This is a genomic window from Nocardia sp. NPDC047648, from assembly GCF_040642815.1.
Lineage (GTDB): Bacteria > Actinomycetota > Actinomycetes > Mycobacteriales > Mycobacteriaceae > Nocardia > Nocardia gamkensis.
Window position 1 is genome coordinate 139,246 of the sequence record NZ_JBEYSX010000015.1, and the last position, 18,564, is coordinate 157,809.

Genomic DNA, 18,564 nt, shown 5'->3' on the forward strand with positions numbered 1-18,564 from the left:
ACCGAAAGCCGTCTTCCCCCTGCCAGGCAGAACGACCGGCGGCGGGCGTTCGCACGAGTTTTCTGCGAAGGTGGCTATGTGAAGGTGCTGAGCAGGAACCATGTGACCGTCAGCGGCAAGACCGGCGCGCCGGTGGTCGTGCTCGCCCACGGCTTCGGTTGCGACCAGCACATGTGGCGGCTGGTCGTCCCGGTTCTGGAGCGGGATTTCACCGTCGTGCTGTTCGATCACGTGGGTGCGGGCCGCTCGGATCTCTCGGCCTGGAGTCCGCAGCGTTATTCCAGCATGGACGGGTACGTCGAGGATGTGCTCGCGCTGCTTCGCGAACTCGCGCTGGGGCCGGTGATCTTCGTCGGGCACTCGGTGAGTGCGACGATGGGAGTGCTCGCCGCCGCCCGTGAGCCCGCGGCGTTCGCCGGACTGGTGCTGGTGGCTCCTTCGCCGTGCTTCATCGATGATCCGGCCACCGGATATCGGGGCGGCTTCGATGCCGCCGACATCGAGGAACTCCTGGAGGCGCTCGATGCGAACTATCTGGGTTGGTCGGGCGCGATGGCGCCGGTCATCATGGGCAACCCGGATCGGCCGGAGCTCGCCGAGGAACTCACCAACAGTTTCTGCCGCACCGACCCGGAAATCGCCCGTGTCTTCGCCCGCGTCACGTTCCTCGCCGACAACCGGGCCGATCTCGACGCGGTGCAGGTACCCACTCTGATCCTGCAATGCTCCGATGACGCTATCGCCCCACTCGAGGTCGGGGCCTTCGTCCACGAGCGGATCCGGGGCAGCAGACTGGTCACGCTGACGGCAACCGGCCACTGCCCCCAGCTCAGTGCTCCGGCGGAGACCGCCGACGCCATAGCCGCCTTCGCCGCCGAGACCGGATGACGAGCGCCGCGGGCGACCGAGACTGTGGCAGTGCTCTCGGAGCGGGGATGGATGACGAGGCGGCGTTCGCCGCGTTGCTCGAGGACAGCCCCGAGGACCTGTACGAGAACGCGCCCTGCGGATACCTCTCCACCTCGCTGGACGGTCGCATCGCCAAGGTGAATGCCACGCTGCTCGACTGGCTGGGCTGGCGGCGCGACGAACTGGTCGGCCGGAAGCACTTCTCCGACCTGCTCACCGTGGGTGGCCGCCTCTATCACGAGACCCATTTCGCTCCCCTGCTACGCATGCAGGGGAAGATTCGCGGAATCGCCCTGGAGATGAAGACCACCGACGGCCGCCGACTACCCGTGCTGGTCAGCTCGCAGGTCAAAACCGGCAGCCAGGGACAACCGCTGCTGATTCGCACCACCGTCTTCGATGCCCGCGAGCGCCGCGCCTACGAGACCGAGCTGCTACGGGCACGACGCGAAGCCGAGCAGGAGCGCGAACGCCTCCAGCGTCTGAACGCCACTTTGCAGACCACACTGCTACCACCCGAACTACCCGATGTTCCCGGCCTCGAGGTCGCCGCGTACTACCACATCGCCTCCGCCGATGAGGTCGGCGGCGACTTCTACGATCTGTTCCCGATCACCGGCGGCAGCTGGGGAATGTTCCTGGGCGATGTCTGCGGCAAAGGCGCTCCTGCCGCGGCCCTCACGTCCCAGGCCCGCTACACACTGCGCACCGCCACCGCCTACACCCGCGATCCGGCCGCCGTGCTCGACATGCTCAATACCACCCTCACCGAGCGGTCCCACGGCCACAACCCACGGTTCTGCACGATCATCTTCGGCCTGATCGAACCCACTCCCCAGCGTGGGGGTTGCGAGATCACCCTGGCCGGGGGCGGGCACCCGCCGGCCCTGCTCTTACGCTCCGACGGGGACGTGGAGGAAATGCATACCTGGGGCGGTCAGCTCATCGGGGCGATCCGAAACGCCCAGATCGTCACCAGGAAGTTCCGGCTCGAGGTCGGCGACACCCTGATTCTCTACACCGACGGGCTCACCGAAGCCCGCACGACGGCGAACGGCGGTCGCTACGGCGACGGCGCGCTCATCGAATTCGCTCGCGCGCTGGCGCCGGTCACGGCCTCCGGCGGCGTCGAGGCCATCCGAGAACTGCTCGCCTCCTTCGGATCCGGAGTGGAGGACGATACCGCCGTCCTCGCGATCCACGCGCTACCTCCGTCGCGGGACGCCACGTCCTGATTCCGGCCGGGGACACCGGGTTTCGAGAGCTGTGCCCCACTGTGAGCGGATCCGTTCGACCGCGTCCCGAACCGCTACCTGCTGAAACGCCGCTTCGCTGAGCGGGGAATATCTCACAACTTTAATGAGCCGTCGAATAGTGGCACAATTCACAACGAACCAATATTCATGTAACCCTGGCGTAACCAGGTTCCGTTCGGGGCGATGAGGAGCGACGCCGGTGCAGCTGCCGAGGACCAGATCGAGGCTTACGTCCCTCGGGGAACCATCGTTGCCCGGCATCGATGCGGTCCTATCCCGCCGACCCTCACACGGCCCCGAGGGCGAACCGGCTTCTTCTGCAATCGAGGTGATCATCAAGTGTTGGAAAACCGAACCAAGGTAATCCGAAGTCTGGTTCCCGCCCGGATGGACCGGCTTCCGTGGACCGGGTTCCATTGGCTCATCGTGGTGGGGCTCGGCGTCTCCTGGATCCTGGACGGAATCGAGATCCAGATCGTCAGCAGCATGGGCGGCCCGCTACAGGACGCCGACGCACTGCATCTCACGTCCGGTCAGGTCGGTGCGATGGCTTCGTGGTATCTCGCCGGCCAAGTCGTCGGCGCACTCGTCTTCGGCCGGCTCACCGACCGGCTCGGTCGCAAGAAACTTTTCATCCTGACCCTGGCGATCTATCTGATCGGCAGCGGATTGGCCGGTTTCTCCTGGAATGCGTGGTCGCTGTATTTCTTCCGGTTCATCGCTGGCACCGGAATCGGTGGAGAGTACACGGCGATCAATTCGGCGATCGATGAGATCATGCCGTCGAAGTATCGGGGCCGGGTGGACATCGCGATCAACGGCACCTATTGGGGCGGTGCGGCTTTGGGAGCGGCCGCCAGTCTGGTCCTGTTCAACGAACGCTTCATTCCCACCGATTGGGGATGGCGGCTCGGATTCTTCATCGGACCCGTCCTCGGGCTCGTCATCATCTTCCTGCGCAGGCACATCCCCGAGAGCCCCCGCTGGCTGCTCACCCACGGGCGGGCCGAGGAAGCCGAGCGGACCGTCGACGATATCGAAGCGCAGGTTCGGAGCAGGGGAGTCGAACTCCCCCCGGTCGACGAGAGCAAAGCCTTGGATATCGTGGACACGGAGCGGCTGTCCTATCTGCAGATGGGGCGGATCTTCTTCGGAAGGTATCCTTCCCGTTCCTTCCTCGGATTCACGATGATGGCCACCCAAGCATTTCTGTACAACGCGATATTCTTCACCGTCGGCTTGGTTCTGATCAATTTCTACGATGTGCCCGCGCATCACACGGGATATTATTTCTTCCCCTTCACGATCGGTAACCTGATCGGCCCATTGGTGCTCGGCCCGCTGTTCGACAGTATCGGTCGCCGGAAGATGATCTGCGCGACGTACTCGATATCCGGTTTCCTGCTTTTCATCTCCGCCTGGGCATTCAACGCGGGCATGCTCGACGCCACCACGCAGACGATTTTCTGGTGCGTCATCTTCTTCTTCGCCTCGGCGGGCGCTTCCTCCGCCTATCTCACGGTCAGCGAGATCTTTCCGCTGGAACTGCGTGGTCAAGCCATCTCGTTCTTCTTCGCCATCGCGCAGGGCGCCGGCGGGGTTGTCGCACCGTTCCTGTTCGGGCACTTGGTAGGCGGCGCCGACAACCCGAGCCCCGACCGGTTCCCGCTCACGGTGGGGTACCTCATCGGCGCCGGGTTCATGATCGTCGGCGGTTTGGTCGCCTGGTTCTTCGGAGTGAACGCCGAAGGGCAGTCCCTGGAGGACATCGCGGATCCGCTGTCCGTGGCGAAGCCCTCCGAGACGACTCCCGAGGCGGTCATCGGCGTCTCGGGAAGCGCCTTGGAAGCGGATGCCGAACAGGTTCCCGCTCCGACCGGACGAGCGCGAGTTGCCATAAGTAGCGAGCCGGTGTCTGACGGCGCGTCAGGTATCGATGCGACGAACGGGGATTAGCGAGATGGTGCAGCCGACTCCGTGGCGTGCGAGCAAGGATCAACAAGCAGCCGCACCGCGCCGGCCAGCAGGCAGGGTCCGAAAACGCCGAGTCGACGGCGAGAAATTACGAGCGCGGGTCAGACCACTCGTGATCTTGCTCCGGGACAACGCGGGCTTCCTGTGTGCCGCGGTGGGGAGCTTGATCACCTTCAATCTGTTGTTCAAGCCGTGGCTCGCCACCGGAGGGCCCGATGGCACGATCTGGAGCAATGCGTTCGGTCAAACCCACATCACCACCACGCTCGTCGGCCTATGGTCGAAGAGTCCGCCCAACCACTCCAACCTCAGCGGTAAGTGGGCCATTCTGGCCACCATCGCGATCTTCCTCACCGTCATCGCCGCGGTGATCAATCTCTGGGCCCGCACCGAAGCGCTCGCTCGCTTGACGACCGTTTCCGCGGTGGCGGTGGCGCTCTTCGTCGCCTTCACGCTCGTCTATCTGAACGGAAAGGGACCGGAGCTGCGCTCGATGATCGGGTCCGGCCCACCCACCGACCTCGGGACTCAGGTCGGCTACGTGGTTCGATGGGCCTCGGGCAATGGGCAGTACCCCCTGCCGGGACTACGAAAGGTGGAGTTCTCCACCGCGAAACTCACCGGCACAGCGTTGCTGGCCGGCGCGACGGCGATGTTCTCGGCCGTGGTGGCCATCGCGCAATGGGTGCGGAGAATGAAGGCACGCAGTCGCTCCGACTGAGTCCCGGGCTCGGCCGGTGCGCGGGACTCTCATCGGTGTCAGGAGGCCCAAGGGCCGATGCCGCCGACCTTCTCGATGCGGATCCGGGTGAGGTAACCGGGCGGGGCGTCCGCGGGAGGAAACTCGGCATTCGGACTTGCCAGAGTCTCGGCAAGTTCTCGGAGCAGCTCCGGTGCGCCGCCCTCCACCACGCGGGCGGTGCCGGTGATCGAGAGATACGGGCGCATCACCTCACCCCGTTCCGGGGACAGGATGGTCACCGCGACGCGGGGGTCGCGGCGGACGTTGCGGATCTTCTGGTAGACGCCGAGGTGGGCGGTGACGAGTTCGTCGCCGTCCGGTGTCGACTGCAGAGCCACCCAGACGACCGAGACCTGTGGGCTGCCGTCCGGGTTGATCGTGACCAGCGTCGCGTCGGCACCGGGGCCGATGAGTGCACGGGCGTCGTCGTCGAGTGTCATGTGTTGTTCTACCGCTCAGCCGACGTTTTCATTCCCGCCCCGGCGCCGACGAGATCGCGCTTGGAGCAAGCGAATCGATGGATCGGCCACTGATCGAGAGCCCGCGCCGGTCGTGCCGGGGCGGGCTGAGCGGACTACGTAGCTACGAAGACTCCCTTGCCCGGGACGTGCGGAGAGTCGGTCGCGATCAGGACTTCCACTCGGCCGAGGCCTGCGGGAATGCCGACCGGTGTCCACGAGCCGGCGACGTTCTCCTCGGCCGGGGTCCGGTCGTCGAGCCGTATGGGGGGAAGGGTTCCGAAGACGCCGGTATCGGAGTTCCGCCACGAAACGGTGACCGTTACGCCGCAGGAGCCGCCGGGTCGATCGGGTGCGAAGACGAACTCCGGGTGGATCCAGAGCGTCGGAACACCGGAATAATTGCGGTCCGGGTCGTAGAAGGCGGCGATCATGCCGATGCCGGCGCCATCGCCGCCACATAGCGTTCGCGCAGGGGGGACGCCTAGGGGTAGCGCGGAGGCCGCGGGGGCGGTCACACCGAGTGCACCGATTGCCAGAGTCAGGACCGCCACGCCACGCCAGACACTCACCGCTGCTCCCTTCGTCGGAACCCGAACCTGTCTGTCCACTGAGTCGACTTGAGTTCGCCGAATGTTAACGAGAGCGTGCGGAGGTCGAGTTGGACAAAGGAAATCCGGCGTAGAAACGCCGGATTTTCGTGGTGAGCGCCGGGCTGCGTCCGAAGAGCCGTCTATGCAGTATCTGGTTGGCAAACCTGCGGGAGTGCGATAGCGAACCGGGGCGGGTCGGCGGTCGGCTCACCCTCGCCCCTGGACCGGGCGTCATCGACCGGCCCAGGGAAGCGGTCTCGGGTCAGCCCGCGGCCGCAGGGCGCAAATGGGCGGTCTCGGCGATAGCGGCCAACTCCGCGTTGAAGCGGTCGGCGGCTTCGATATTGCCGAGGTGGCCGGTGGGCCACACGTGGTACGCGGCCAGATGGCCCGTATCGGCGAGCGCGTCGGCGATGCGGCGCGACATGCGTTCGGGCAGCAGGCGGTCGTGCGCGCCCGCGATCACGGTGGTCGGCACCGTGAGGGAGGCGGCGGCTTCGGCGAGATCCATGTCGGCCAGCGCGGCGGCGTGCCTGCCGCGCGTCAGCGGCCGGCACGACCGCACGATGCCCAGCGCGAACTCCACCTGGTCGGCGGTCGCGTGCGGAGTCATCACACGGGCCTTGAGCAGCGCGCTGGCCGGCCAGCCGCCCGGCAGCGGGACCGGCGCGGTGAGCAGCGTCTCCGCGACGATCATGGGCATCCGCACGGTGGCGCCGAGCACGGTGATCGGCCGGTCCGCCAGCGTCAGCGGCTTGTTCAGCAGCGGAAGCAGGTCGGTGTCGTAGCGGATGTTGCCCGAGGAACTGTTCAGCAGCACGGCGGCGGCGGCCTGCGTGCGCACCTGCTCCGGATAGCGAGCGGCCCACGCCTGCACCGTGATCCCGCCCATGCTGTGACCGACCAGAACGGCTCGTTGCCCGGGGCGCAGCGTCGCATTCAGGACTACCGAAAGGTCGTCGGCCAGTGACTCTTTGGTGGGGGCCGACTTGCCGAGTTCGCTGGCGCCGTGGCCGCGCTGGTCGTAGCAGACCACGCGATACCGGTCGGCGAAGGCGTTGATCTGCGGGTTCCAGTACTCGATGCTGCAGCTCCAGCCGTGGATCAGGACGATGACATCGCCCTCGGCGGGACCGTACGCGTGTACTCGCAGGCGAGCGCCGTCCTTGGTGGTGACGGGGATGACCGCGTGACGGGCGGTGGGCGCGTTCAACGACGCGGTCCGGAAGGTGCGGGACCGCAGTCCGGCACGGTAATCGGCGGTGAGCGCACCGTTGTGCGCGTCCGCCAGCGTCCTCATCGACTTCGCCAGCATGAGCACTCCTTTGTGTCCACCGTCACCGTACAGTGCAAGCAAGGTGCTTGCTAGTGCTAGCGCTGCACGACGGCATTCCTGGTGTATATCGGGGAGTACCCCCGGAATCGCTACCGCAAAAGATCATTTCGGAATGAACCGGGCTGTGAGGTTTCGGGCGTATCGCGGTGCGATGGCAAAATCACGACGTGACGGCCGTTCACTGCGCCCCGCCGGTACCCGTGCTGCGCATGTTCGACGTGGCGCGGACGTACGAGTTCTACCGGGATCATCTGGGCTTCACGGTCGACTGGGAGCACCGGTTCGGCGCGGAGTTCCCGCTCTACGCCCAGGTGCCCGGGCCGAGGCGACCTTCACCTCAGCGAGCACCACGGAGACGGCACGCCGGGCAGCGTCGTGTGATCGCGGTCGGTGACGTCTTCGCCTGGCATGCCGAGCTGAGCGCCGAGCGTTCCCGCAATGCCGACCCGTCCGGCAACGTGCTGCGGTTCGCGCAGCCGAAATAGGCGGCGCTGCTGTGGCGCCCTCGATCGTCGCCCGGTTACGGTTGACTTCGTGGACATCGCGCAACCTTCCTCCGGCCCCGCTACGGAGCTGGGATCCGAGCCGAGGACCGGTTGGCGCGGCGTCGGACTTCCCCTGCTCGTCGCTGGTATCGGAGTGGGCGTCGGGGTGCTGCTGCATTTGCGCGATCCGCACGTCGAAGGCTCCTATGGCACCTGCCCGGTCTACGCGCTGACCGGTTGGTACTGCCCAGGCTGCGGTGGGATGCGCGCCGTGCACAATCTCACCGACGGGCACGTGCTCGATGCCCTGCACAGCAACTTGCTCGCGATCCCGCTGGTCGTCGCGTTCGTGGTGTGGGTGACGGACTGGACCGTCCAGGCCTGGCGCGGGCAGAAGATGCGGCTTCCGTCGATCAGCCGGACCACCATGTGGACATTCTTCGCCTTGCTGGCGATCTACACCGTGGTGCGCAATACGCCGTGGGGAACCCTGTTCACACCCGTGTAACACTCCGATGTGGGGGCACCCTCAGGTATGAACGATTCGCTGAAGACCCGGGTGCGGGAGAAGTTGCTGCGCCAGCTCATCGAGGATCCGCGGGATACCGAGCACGACGACCCCCGGCAGATCGCCGTGGAAACCGATCTGGACGCTCTGGCGAACGTCCCGGAGGACGATCCGCTCGTCGAGGAACTCGCCGCCCGCTATCTGGTGTTCTGATCAGGCCGTCGACGCGCCGCCGTAGGGCGGCAGCTGCGGTAGCCGCTCGGCGAGCAGCCAGCTGTCCCACAGCGGGCGCAGCGAGACCAGGCTGTAGTGTCCCGCCAGGTCGGTGAACTCCTCGGTGGTCACCGATGTGTGGCGGTAGCGGATGGTCCACTCGCGCAGCAGGTCGAAGAAACCCGAATCGCCGAGTTCCAGGCGCAGGGCGTGCAGGGTGAGCGCACCCCGCTTGTAGACGCGATCGTCGAACATGCGCTGCGGTCCCGGATCGCCGATGACGATGTCCTGGGGCTCGCGGGAGAGGTTGTGCCGCGCGGCGCGGGCCAGCTGGTCGGCGGTGGGTCCGCCCGCGGCCTCCGACCAGATCCATTCCGCGTAGCAGGCGAAGCCTTCGTGTAGCCAGATATCGCGCCACTGCCGGATGGTCAGGCTGTTGCCGAACCATTGATGGGCCAGCTCGTGCGCGACCAGCCGTTCGGCGCCGCGCCGGCCATCGCAATGGTTGGCGCCGAAGATGGAGATGCCCTGCGCCTCGATCGGGATCTCCAGTTCGTCGTCGGTGACGACCACGGTGTAGTCCTCGAACGGATAGGGGCCGAACTTCTCGCTGAAGACCTCGAGCATCCGTGGCTGGCGAGCGAAGTCGTGGTCGAAGTTGGCGCGCAACCGCGGCGGTAGGACGGCGTGCATCGGCACCGCGGAGTGCGAGGGGCCGATGCGGTGCTTGCGATAGTGACCGATCTGGATGGTCGCCAGGTAGCTGGACATCGGTTCGGGCTGCTCGTACACCCACGTGGTCTGACTGGCCTTGGTCTGCTTGCGCAGCAGGGTTCCGTTCGCCACCGCGTAGTACGGCGAATCGGTGGTGATCGAGATCCGATAGCTCGCTTTGGAACTCGGGTGGTCGTCACAGGGGAACCAGGACGCCGCGCCGTTGGGCTGGCTGGCCACGAGCGCGCCCTCGGTGAGTTCCTCCCAGCCGACCTCGCCCCACGGCCCGCGCACCGGTTTCGGGGTACCGCCGTACTGCACCACCAGCGCCAGCACACCGCCCGCCGGAATCCGCTGCTGCGGCGTGACGATCAACTTGCCGTGCTGATGGGCGAATTTCGCGGCCTTGATCCCGTTGACGGACACCTTCGACACGCTCAGCGCCTGGGCGAGATCGAGTGCGAACCGGGTGCGCACCTCGGTGGTCACCGCGGTGATCGCCGCGCGCCCGGTGAGGCGGTTGGCGGCGACCCGGTAGGCCAGCTCCAGTTCGTACCGGGTGACCCGATACCCCCGGTTGCCGTTCTGCGGGAGGTACTCGTCGATGGGGGCTTCGTAGAACTTGCCCGTCATCAGCGCGCCCCGGGGTCGCCCGTGAACCAGGGCGCGATCGGGTTGCCCCACCAGCGCGTCGAGGCGGGCACCGTGTCACCGCGCATGACCAGCGAAGCCGGGCCGATGGTCGCGCCGTCGCCGAGCGCCGAGGCGGGCAGCGCCACGCAGTGCGGACCGAGGGTGGCGCCCGCGCCGAGAGTGACGGTGTCCATGGCCATGATTCGGTCGTGGAACAGATGGGTCTGCACCACACAGCCGCGTTCCACGGTCGCGCCGTCGCCGAGAGTCACCAGGTCCGCCTCCGGTAGCCAGTAGGACTCGCACCATACCCCGCGCCCGATGTGCGCGCCGAGACCGCGAAGCCACAGGTTCAGTACGGGCGTCCCGGTCGCCGCGCGCGCGAACCACGGCGCGGCAACCGTTTCCACGAAGGTGTCGGAGACCTCGTTACGCCAGACGAACGAGCTCCACAGCGGATGTTCCCCGGTGCGTATCCGCCCCACCAGCAACCATTTGGCGGCCACCGCGCTCGCCCCCGCGACAGCGCCTGCCGCCAGCAGCACCAACCCGCTGAGCAGTCCGGCGGTCAGATGGCCGAACGTCTGCGCGAGCCAAGCGAGGGTGAAAAGCACGCCGAGCCCGATCGCGAAGGTCACCAGCACCGGGACCAAGCGGCAGGTTTCGACGATGCCGCGGGCTACCCGCAAGCGCGGGGGCGGGTCGAAGGTGCGCGCGGTATCGGCGTTCTCCGCGGCGCGGCGCAGCCGGACCGGCGGGCTGCCCAGCCATGACGAGCCGGGTTTCGCCTTGGACGGCGCCGCCGACAGCACCGCGACCAGGCCGTTCTTCGGGACACGGCGGCCGGGCGCGGTCATTCCGGAGTTGCCGAGGAAAGCGCGCTTGCCGACCTTCGCCTCCCCGATGTGCAGCCAGCCGCCGCCGAGTTCGTAACCGGCGATCATCGTGTCGTCGGCTAGGAACGCCCCGTCGGCGACGGTGGTGAACTTCGGCAGCAGCAGCACGGTCGACGCCTCGACGCTCTTGCCTATCTTCGCGCCGAGCAAGCGCAGCCACAGAGGAGTGAGCAGGCTGGCGTACAGCGGGAACAGGAAGGTGCGCGCGGAATCCAGTAGCCGCTCGGTGGCCCAGGCCTGCCAGCCGACCCGGCTGCGCACCGGGTGGTAGCCCTCGGTGAGGCCGATGCTCAGCAGCCGGACCGCGACGATGGTCGCCGCGGCGTAGACGCCCAGGCTGAGCAAGGTCGCGAGGGGAAGCACGGCGAACGCGCGCGCGGCGCCGGCGGCGAGCGTGCGGGTGTCGCGAACGAACCAGGCCAGGAACGCCCCACCGGCGCCGATACCGAGAATCGGCATGGCGGCCAGTGCCATCGACGTGATTCCGAAGATGCCCACCCAGTGCCGGGCACGATCGGGCGTGTGCGCGGGCCAGCGGTGCTGTGCTTTACCGACCTTCACCGCGGGCGAACCGGCCCAGTCCTGGTCCGCCTTCACCTTGCCCGATACCGCGGAGCCGGGGGCCACCTCGGCGTTCTTGCCGATCTTGGTGCCCGGCAACAAGATCGAGCGTGAGCCGACCACCGCGCCGGGGCCGATCGTGATCGGGCCCAGATGCACCACGTCGCCGTCGATCCAGTAGCCGGACAGGTCGACCTCGGGCTCCACACTGCACCCGTCACCGAGTTCGAGCATGCCCGTCACCGGCGGGAGGCTGTGCAGGTCGACGCCCTTGCCGATCTTCGCGCCGAGCGCGCGGGCGAACGGCACCATCCACGGCGCTCCGGACAGGTTCTCGGCGCCGCTGGCCTCGGAGAGACGGACGGCCGCCCACAGCCGCAGATGTACCGAGCCACCGCGCGGATAGCTGCCGCGCCGGATGCCGCGCAGCAGCAGCCGCGCGCCCGCCACGCAGATCGCCATACGGCCGGGCGGCGAGATGAACAGCAGGAACGCGGCCAGCGTCCACCACCAGGACAGCTGGGGTAGCCAGGGCAGTGAGCCGGACCAGGCCGCGATATTGCCGACGATCGCCAGCCAGGTGAGCCACTGCAATCCGGTGAGGGTGGTCAGCGGGATGGTGGCCAGCACCTGCGCCGCCTGCGCGGGCAGCGGCGTCGGCCGGACCGTCCGCTCGGCGACGGCCACCGCGGGCGTGGTCTGTTCCAGCAGGTCGGTCAGCGCGCCGAGGCGGGGATGGTCGTAGACGTCCGCGACGGCGATCTGCGGATACCGTTCGCGCAGGGCGGTGACCAGCTGCGCCGCCGCGAGCGAGCCGCCGCCCAGGTCGAAGAAGTCCGCGTCGAGATCGCCGACCTCAGCGCCGAGAATGGCATCCCATAATCCGGCGACCCATTGGGCGGTGCCGGTCAGGTCGTTGTCGTCGTCGTCCTCGGCGGCATTGGGCAGCGGCCAGGGCAGCGCGTCGCGGTCCACCTTCCCGGAGGTACGGGTGGGCAGCTCGTCGACCACCGCCAGCCTGGGCACCAGCGGTGCCGGAAGTTGTCCACCGAGGACGGCGCGCGCGGCCTTGATATCGAAGTCCGGGCCGGGGCCGGTCAGATAGCCGACCAGAAGCTTGTTGCCCGCCTTGGTGGTCCGGATGGCCGCCGCGGCGCCCGTGACGCCGGGCAGGTGTTGCAGAGCGTTGTCGATCTCGCCGAGTTCGATGCGCCGCCCGCCCAATTTGATCTGATCGTCGGCGCGGCCGAGGAAGACCAGTCCGGCGCTGTCGTTGCGGACCAGGTCACCGCTGCGGTAGGCGCGCTCCCAGCCGACAGAAGGCAGCGGCGCGTACTTCTCGGCGTCCTTGACCGGGTCGAGATAGCGAGCCAGTCCGACGCCGCCGATCACCAGTTCGCCGGATTCCCCCTCGGCCACCGGGTTACCCGCCTGGTCCACCACGACGAGGTCCCAGCCGTTGAGCGGCAGGCCGATTCGGATCGGCCACCGGCCGTCCAAGCGCGCGGCGCAGGCGACGACCGTGGCCTCGGTGGGGCCGTAGGTGTTCCACACCTCGCGAGCCGAATCGCCGTTCCCCGCGAGGCGCTCGGCGAGCTCCGGCGGGACGGCCTCGCCACCGAAGATGAGCAGGCGCACCGCCTCCAATGCCTCCACCGGCCAGGTCGCCGCCAGGGTCGGGACGGTCGAGACCACGCTGATCTCCCGCCGCACCAGCCACGGGCCGAGGTCGGCGCCGGTGCGCACCAGCTCACGCGGGGCGGGCACCAGGCAGGCGCCGTTGCGCCAGGCCAGCCACATCTCCTCGCAGGACGCGTCGAAGGCGACCGACAGACCCGCCAGCACCCGGTCACCCGGACCGATCGGGGCGTCGCGCAGGAAAAGATCGGCCTCGGCGTCGACGAAGGCGGCCGCGTTGCGATGAGTGACGGCAACGCCTTTCGGAGTGCCGGTGGAACCGGAGGTGAAGATGATCCAGGCGTCGTCGCCGGGAGTGGGCAGCGTCGACCAGGTCTGTTCGCGCTGCTGCTCCGCTGCGCGGATGCCCGCGGCCGTGGTCTCGATGCCTTCGGCGGTCACGATCGCGGTGACCTGCGCTTCCCCGAAGACCAGCTGGGCGCGCTCGTCCGGGTCGTCGGCGTCGACCGGCACGTAAGCGGCGCCGGAGTAGAGGACGGCGAGGATGGTCACATAGAGCCCGCGGGTGCCCGACGGCATGCGCACGCCGACCCGATCGCCGGGCCGCACGCCCGCGGTGGCGAGCCGGGCCATGGTGTTCTCGATCTCGACGACCAATTCCAGATAGGACAGCACCACGTGGCCGTCGTCGATGGCGGGGGCGTCGGGATGGGCGAGTGCCGTCGCGGTCAGGATGTCGACGAGCGTCCTGGCCTCCGGTGCGCGATCGCCGCGTGACAACGGGCCCGCCGGCGCGTCGACGTCTGTCTCGAGCATGGTGCTGTGCGCACCTCCCATCGACTTGCCTCACACTTTCCCGTTGTTGTGTCATAGCTGGGTTACCAAAGGGCAAACAGCGCTGTGGCCAGCTGTCCACGGTACCCGGGGTTGTCGTCGCTTGTTGTTCACCGAACCGGATGCCGGATCGGTGGGCGCGATGCGAGTTGTTGCAGGTGGGATCGATATTCGCCGTTCCGGCGGGGCAAAACGCTGGTGGGCGGCTCGCCCGCCGCGTTCGCCGGGAGATCGCTGATCCGAAGGTGTGATTCGGCTCATCGAGCGGTCCGGATCTGGTCCTCGCGAGGGCCGGGACGCCGGTTCGTTCCGGCCGGTCATCGGGGGAGTCGCAGCGGGGCGCGCCGCGATCGGGTTCAGCGGTTCGAGATACGGAGGCGCTCGAGAAGCTGCGCCGATGCGGGAAACGAGCGGGGACCGAGTCGCATCGGCATCGGATCGGGTCGGTGGTAACCGCCGAGCGAACCGAGGCGCGTTCACCCGTGGACAGGCCGGTGCCGAGACGCGAAAGCCCGCGTCGGGCGCGGCTCGCGCGTCGTCGTGGGGGTGCTTGTAATGGCCGACGCGTGGTGGTTATGTCCACGCGGTGCTCGTGGGGACTCGGGTGGAACGTGGTTGACAGTGCCGGGGCGCTTCTGCCACTCTCGGGTCTGGTCATGAGTGCCAGCGCAAAGCCCCGGCTTGCTGGCCGGCAACCCTCCTCCGCGGTGGGGTGCTCCGGGTGACGACCCGGCCGCCGCCCAACCGGGCGCGGCAAGCGCGGACTCGCCGAATCGTTCGGTCGCGAGTCCCTGAGCCGACGGGATTCACGTGATGACTACTGCTGTCGACAACTCCTGTGCCGCACTCGCCCGGGTGTCCGGCGACGAACTGCGCGTGCCGCTGGTGCACGGCGGATCGGCGACCTACGCCAACTTCGACTACGCCGCGAGTGCGCCCGCGTTGGCCCAGGTCACCGACCGGGTGCAGCAGTTGCTGCCGTACTACGCGAGCGTGCACCGCGGCGCCGGCTACGCCTCGCGGATCTCCACCGAGTGCTACGAAGCCGCTCGCGGATCGGTGTCCCGGTTCCTCGACGCCGCCGACGATCAGGTGGTGGTCTTCACCCGCAACACCACCGACTCGCTGAACCTGCTGGCCTCCTGCGTCCCCGGGGACACCGTGGTGCTCGACATCGAGCACCACGCCAACTTCCTGCCGTGGACCAAGCGGGGCAGGCGCGTCGTGCGGGCCGCCGACACGGTCGAGGAGACCATCGGCAGGCTGGTCGCCGAACTGTGCAGCAAGCCGGCCGCATTGCTCGCGGTGACCGGCGCGTCGAACGTGACCGGCGAGGTGCTTCCGCTGGAACGGCTGGCCACCATCGCGCATCAGTGCGGCGCCCGGATCCTGGTGGACGCCGCCCAGTTGGCGCCGCATCGGCGGATCAGCCTGCGGGACACCGCGATCGACTACCTGGCGTTCTCCGGGCATAAGCTCTACGCGCCGTTCGGCGCCGGTGTGCTGGTGGGCAAGCGGGATTGGCTCGACGCGGCGCAGCCCTACCTCGCGGGCGGCGGCGCGGTGCGTGAGGTGCGCAGCGACGCGGCCGAATGGGCGTCCGCTCCGCAGCGGCACGAAGCAGGCTCGCCGAACGTGCTCGGCGCCGCCGCGCTGGCCGCGGCTTGTGACGCGCTCAGCGGGATCGACGCCGAAACCCTTGCCGCGCACGAACACCGGCTCGCCGACCGCCTGCGCGACGGCTTGGCCACGATCCCCGGCGTCCACCTGCTGCGGATCTGGATCGACAGCCCCGATTCCGTCGGCATCGTCGCCTTCACCCTGGACGATTTCGCCCCCGGCCACGTTGCCGCCTATCTCTCCGCCGAACACGGCATCGGTGTGCGCGACGGACGTTTCTGCGCCCACCCCTTGCTCGCCCGGCTCGGCTCGAGCGGCGCACTGCGCGCCAGCATCGGCCTCGGCACCACCTCCGCCGACGTGGACCGCCTGATCGAGGCGATCGCCATCCTCGCGCGAACGGGCCCCACCTGGAACTACGCCGCCGAGAACGGCGTCTGGAACCCCACCCCCGAAACGCGCCCCTTCACCTCCACCGCCCCCACCGGCGCGGCCCCCTGCCTCGTCGGCTGAAACCGCGCTCTTCCCGATCCGCGCAGTCGCGCCTCGTGAGCTGCGGGCGGTGTCTACGCGGCGTAGGCGACGCGGGTCAGTCGCTCAGGGCGATCGGTCGGTAGTAGCGCCCGTTGTAGTACAGCAATGGCGCGGCGGCGGGTTTCTCGTCGGTGTTGTCGTGGACCCGGGTGACCAAGCCGACGACGAAGGTGTGGTCGCCGATGGGGATCAGTTGGTGCACCGTGGCGCGCAACCAGATGGGGGTGCCGTGCAGGACCGGTTCGCCGGTGTCCAAGGTGGTCCACAGGGCGCGGTCGGTGAAGCGCTCCTCCGCGGTCCTGGAGAACCGGTGGGCCAGGTGTTGCTGGTGTTCGCCGAGGAAGTGGATGACGACGGACTCGGCGTCCAGCATGGCGGACAGGCTGGAGGAGGTGTGCGCGATATTGAACGACACCAGCGGCGGGTCCAGTGACAGCGAGGCGAAGGAGGTCGCGGTGAAGCCGACCGGCCCCTGCGGCGAAGTCAGGGTGACGACGGTGACGCCGGCCGGATAGTGGCGCATGGAGGCGCGATACTGCTCCGCGGTGATGCCGCTCAGATCGTCGGGGATCTGTAGTTCCGTCTCGGGCCGTGGTGCGTCGGTCACCTCACGAAACTACGCCCGGACGCCCCGCAGGTGCGGGTGGCATTGATCGCACTCGTGCGGGCACCGGACTCGCCGCGCGGCCGTCGAGTCAGTCGACATCGATCGGAAGACCCGCGGTGATCCGCAGCAATTCCGGGAACGACGTGCGGAAGATGGTGTTCGGATGCCCGCCCGCTGCCCACAGCTCCCGATGGCGCCCCAGCGCGCTGTCCACCCAGGTGGGCAGGTTGGTCGGGTGACCGACCGGTGCGACGCCGCCGATGGGCTGACCGGTCACCTCCCGCACCATCTCCGCGGGGGCGCGGCTCAGCGTCCCGCCCAGGCGCGCGCCGGTCTTCGCCAGATCGACTTGGTGCGCTCCCGAGACCAGCAGCAGCACCGGGTCGTCGTCGAGCAGGAACACCAGTGATTTCGTGATCGCCCCCACGTCCACACCGAGGGCCCGTGCGGCGTCGGCGGCGGTGTGGGTCGGCTCCGGCTGGGCGACGATGAGACCGTGATGGCCCCGGGAGATGAGGGTGTCCGCGACCCGGCAGGCGACCGGTGGCAATGACGACCTGCGCATCTCACCAGGGTAGAGCGATTGCCGTCGGTACGCCGGGCAAGTCGCGCCGCCGGTTCAGTATTCCGGGTAGCCCTCGGCCGGCCCGAGCATCCCGGCGATTCGCTCGCGGGTGACCCGTGCCAGTTCGGCGAGGCAGTGTGACGAGACCGGTTCGTGCGCAACCCCTTCGAAGGCGCGATCGACGTCCCGCTGGGACAGCGCGAGCAGTTCGACATCGGCCTTGCTCAGCAGCGCGTCCCGATCCGGATAGGGGCGAGCGTCGGCCAGCGTCGCGGCCCACGTCACGTTGCAGCAGCACTCGTAGAGGGCATGAATCGCGCGACCGCGCGGCAGGCCGTTGAACCGGTCGAGGCCGATTCCCCGATGCATCAGCATGGTGTCCTCCGAAAACCGGCGAATGAGGTTTGCTGACTCGACCATGATCCGCTGAATCCCGAACCGGGAACCAGTGCGCCGCCGCGCAATTTGCGCAGGATTTACACGCTGCGAGGTTTCGCGGCGAATCCTCGCACACCGAGCTCGCGCGGGCCGGGATACCCGCCCGGCGTGGTCTCGATACGCTGTACAAATGACTGATTGGCAGGCTTTCACCGTCGAAACCAAGGATCACGTCGCGCAGGTGACGTTGATCGGGCCCGGCAAGGGCAACGCGATGGGCCCCGACTTCTGGCGCGAGCTGCCGGAGGTCTTCCAGGCGCTCGACGCCGACCCCGAGGTGCGCGCGATCGTGCTGACCGGCTCGGGCAAGCACTTCTCCTATGGTCTGGACCTGCCCGCGATGAGCGGCACGTTCGGTCCGCTCATGGCAGATCGCGCCCTGGCCGCGCCGCGCACCGACTTCCTCACCGAGCTGCGCAAGATGCAGGCCTCGGTCACGGCGGTGGCGGACTGCCGCAAGCCGGTGATCGCCGCGGTGTCCGGCTGGTGCATCGGCGGCGGGCTCGACCTGATCGCGGCCGTGGACATCCGCTATGCCAGCGCCGACGCCAAGTTCAGCTTGCGTGAGGCGAAGGTCGCGATCGTCGCCGACATCGGCTCGCTGCACCGGCTGCCCGGCATCATCGGCGAGGGGCACCTGCGGGAGCTGGCCTACACCGCCAAGGACATCGACGCCGCGCGCGCGGAGAAGATCGGTCTGGTCAACGAGGTCTTCGCGGACCAGGATGCGGTGCTGGACGCGGCGCACGCCACCGCGCGCGAGATCGCCGCGAACCCGCCGCTGGTGGTGCAGGGCGTCAAGGACGTGCTCGATCAGCGGCGCAAGGACGAGGTCGCGGCGGGCCTGCGCTACGTCTCCGCGTGGAACGCCGCGTTCCTGCCCTCGGAGGACCTCACCGAGGCGATCAAGGCCGTCTTCGAAAAACGCGCGCCCGAATTCCGCGGCCAGTGACACCCGCGGCGCGCCCGTACTCCGCGAGTGCGCTGTGCCGAGCCACCAAGGGTGGGTATCGAGGGTGGCAAGGTGATTCGCCTCAGGGTTGCCTTGCC

General features: G+C 68.2%; 17 protein-coding genes and 1 riboswitch. Of the genes, 9 read left to right on the forward strand and 8 right to left on the reverse strand.

Annotated elements, in window-relative coordinates; all coding sequences use genetic code 11:
* Positions 1–78 precede the first annotated feature (78 nt).
* From ABZ803_RS27750 to ABZ803_RS27765, 4 genes are all read left to right on the forward strand, one after another.
* The gene (locus ABZ803_RS27750; RefSeq protein WP_357043673.1) at positions 79–888 is read left to right on the forward strand and encodes an alpha/beta hydrolase; all 810 of its coding nucleotides are present in this window, start codon (positions 79–81) and stop codon (positions 886–888) included.
* Between the two features lie 47 nt (positions 889–935).
* Entirely contained in the window at positions 936–2,144 is a 1,209-nt protein-coding gene (locus ABZ803_RS27755; RefSeq protein WP_357043675.1) for a SpoIIE family protein phosphatase, read from the forward strand.
* A gap of 360 nt (positions 2,145–2,504) precedes the next feature.
* Entirely contained in the window at positions 2,505–4,121 is a 1,617-nt protein-coding gene (locus ABZ803_RS27760) for an MFS transporter (protein WP_357043677.1), read from the forward strand.
* A gap of 130 nt (positions 4,122–4,251) precedes the next feature.
* Positions 4,252–4,860 carry a hypothetical protein gene (locus ABZ803_RS27765; RefSeq protein WP_357043679.1) on the forward strand — a complete coding sequence of 203 codons (609 nt, stop codon included), beginning with the start codon at positions 4,252–4,254 and terminating at the stop codon, positions 4,858–4,860.
* A 38-nt stretch (positions 4,861–4,898) separates the two neighbouring features.
* Here ABZ803_RS27765 and ABZ803_RS27770 read toward each other — a convergent pair whose 3' ends face one another.
* From ABZ803_RS27770 to ABZ803_RS27780, 3 genes are all read right to left on the reverse strand, one after another.
* Entirely contained in the window at positions 4,899–5,321 is a 423-nt protein-coding gene (locus ABZ803_RS27770) for a PPOX class F420-dependent oxidoreductase (protein WP_357043681.1), read from the reverse strand.
* Positions 5,322–5,455: 134 nt separating this feature from the next.
* A complete protein-coding gene (locus ABZ803_RS27775; RefSeq protein WP_357043683.1) occupies positions 5,456–5,911 on the reverse strand; it encodes a hypothetical protein in 456 nt (151 codons plus the stop codon).
* A gap of 283 nt (positions 5,912–6,194) precedes the next feature.
* The gene (locus ABZ803_RS27780; RefSeq protein ID WP_357043685.1) at positions 6,195–7,247 is read right to left on the reverse strand and encodes an alpha/beta hydrolase; all 1,053 of its coding nucleotides are present in this window, start codon (positions 7,245–7,247) and stop codon (positions 6,195–6,197) included.
* 188 nt (positions 7,248–7,435) lie between these two features.
* Here ABZ803_RS27780 and ABZ803_RS27785 point away from each other — a divergent pair, with 188 nt between their 5' ends.
* From ABZ803_RS27785 to ABZ803_RS27795, 3 genes are read left to right on the forward strand one after another with little or no spacing between them, the layout of a single operon-like run.
* Entirely contained in the window at positions 7,436–7,753 is a 318-nt protein-coding gene (locus tag ABZ803_RS27785; protein ID WP_357043687.1) for a glyoxalase superfamily protein, read from the forward strand.
* A gap of 49 nt (positions 7,754–7,802) precedes the next feature.
* Entirely contained in the window at positions 7,803–8,261 is a 459-nt protein-coding gene (locus ABZ803_RS27790) for a DUF2752 domain-containing protein (RefSeq protein ID WP_357043689.1), read from the forward strand.
* Between the two features lie 27 nt (positions 8,262–8,288).
* Positions 8,289–8,474: a hypothetical protein gene (locus ABZ803_RS27795; RefSeq protein ID WP_062974667.1), complete on the forward strand. Its 186-nt coding sequence runs from the start codon at positions 8,289–8,291 to the stop codon at positions 8,472–8,474.
* Here the strand turns inward: ABZ803_RS27795 and ABZ803_RS27800 are convergent, their stop codons facing one another.
* Positions 8,475–9,821: a M1 family metallopeptidase gene (locus ABZ803_RS27800; RefSeq protein ID WP_357043691.1), complete on the reverse strand. Its 1,347-nt coding sequence runs from the start codon at positions 9,819–9,821 to the stop codon at positions 8,475–8,477.
* Positions 9,821–13,732 carry a Pls/PosA family non-ribosomal peptide synthetase gene (locus ABZ803_RS27805; RefSeq protein WP_357043693.1) on the reverse strand — a complete coding sequence of 1,304 codons (3,912 nt, stop codon included), beginning with the start codon at positions 13,730–13,732 and terminating at the stop codon, positions 9,821–9,823. The genes ABZ803_RS27800 and ABZ803_RS27805 overlap by 1 nt, the downstream gene beginning before the upstream one ends.
* A gap of 670 nt (positions 13,733–14,402) precedes the next feature.
* Positions 14,403–14,516: riboswitch (SAM riboswitch) on the forward strand.
* A 47-nt stretch (positions 14,517–14,563) separates the two neighbouring features.
* On the opposite strand from ABZ803_RS27805, the gene ABZ803_RS27810 reads away from it, so the two are divergent.
* Complete coding sequence (locus ABZ803_RS27810; protein ID WP_357043695.1) at positions 14,564–15,883, forward strand: aminotransferase class V-fold PLP-dependent enzyme; 1,320 nt, start codon at positions 14,564–14,566, stop codon at positions 15,881–15,883.
* Positions 15,884–15,959: 76 nt separating this feature from the next.
* Here ABZ803_RS27810 and ABZ803_RS27815 read toward each other — a convergent pair whose 3' ends face one another.
* The 3 genes from ABZ803_RS27815 to ABZ803_RS27825 form a co-directional block, all read right to left on the reverse strand.
* Positions 15,960–16,511 (reverse strand): flavin reductase family protein, encoded by a 552-nt coding sequence (locus tag ABZ803_RS27815; protein ID WP_062974675.1) that lies wholly within the window; start codon positions 16,509–16,511, stop codon positions 15,960–15,962.
* A gap of 88 nt (positions 16,512–16,599) precedes the next feature.
* The gene (locus ABZ803_RS27820; RefSeq protein ID WP_357043697.1) at positions 16,600–17,076 is read right to left on the reverse strand and encodes a YbaK/EbsC family protein; all 477 of its coding nucleotides are present in this window, start codon (positions 17,074–17,076) and stop codon (positions 16,600–16,602) included.
* A 54-nt stretch (positions 17,077–17,130) separates the two neighbouring features.
* Positions 17,131–17,451 carry a 2-oxo-4-hydroxy-4-carboxy-5-ureidoimidazoline decarboxylase gene (locus tag ABZ803_RS27825; RefSeq protein WP_062974679.1) on the reverse strand — a complete coding sequence of 107 codons (321 nt, stop codon included), beginning with the start codon at positions 17,449–17,451 and terminating at the stop codon, positions 17,131–17,133.
* 193 nt (positions 17,452–17,644) lie between these two features.
* On the opposite strand from ABZ803_RS27825, the gene ABZ803_RS27830 reads away from it, so the two are divergent.
* On the forward strand, positions 17,645–18,466 hold the full coding sequence (locus ABZ803_RS27830) for a crotonase/enoyl-CoA hydratase family protein (RefSeq protein WP_357043699.1): 822 nt from the start codon (positions 17,645–17,647) through the stop codon (positions 18,464–18,466).
* Positions 18,467–18,564: the final 98 nt, after the last annotated feature.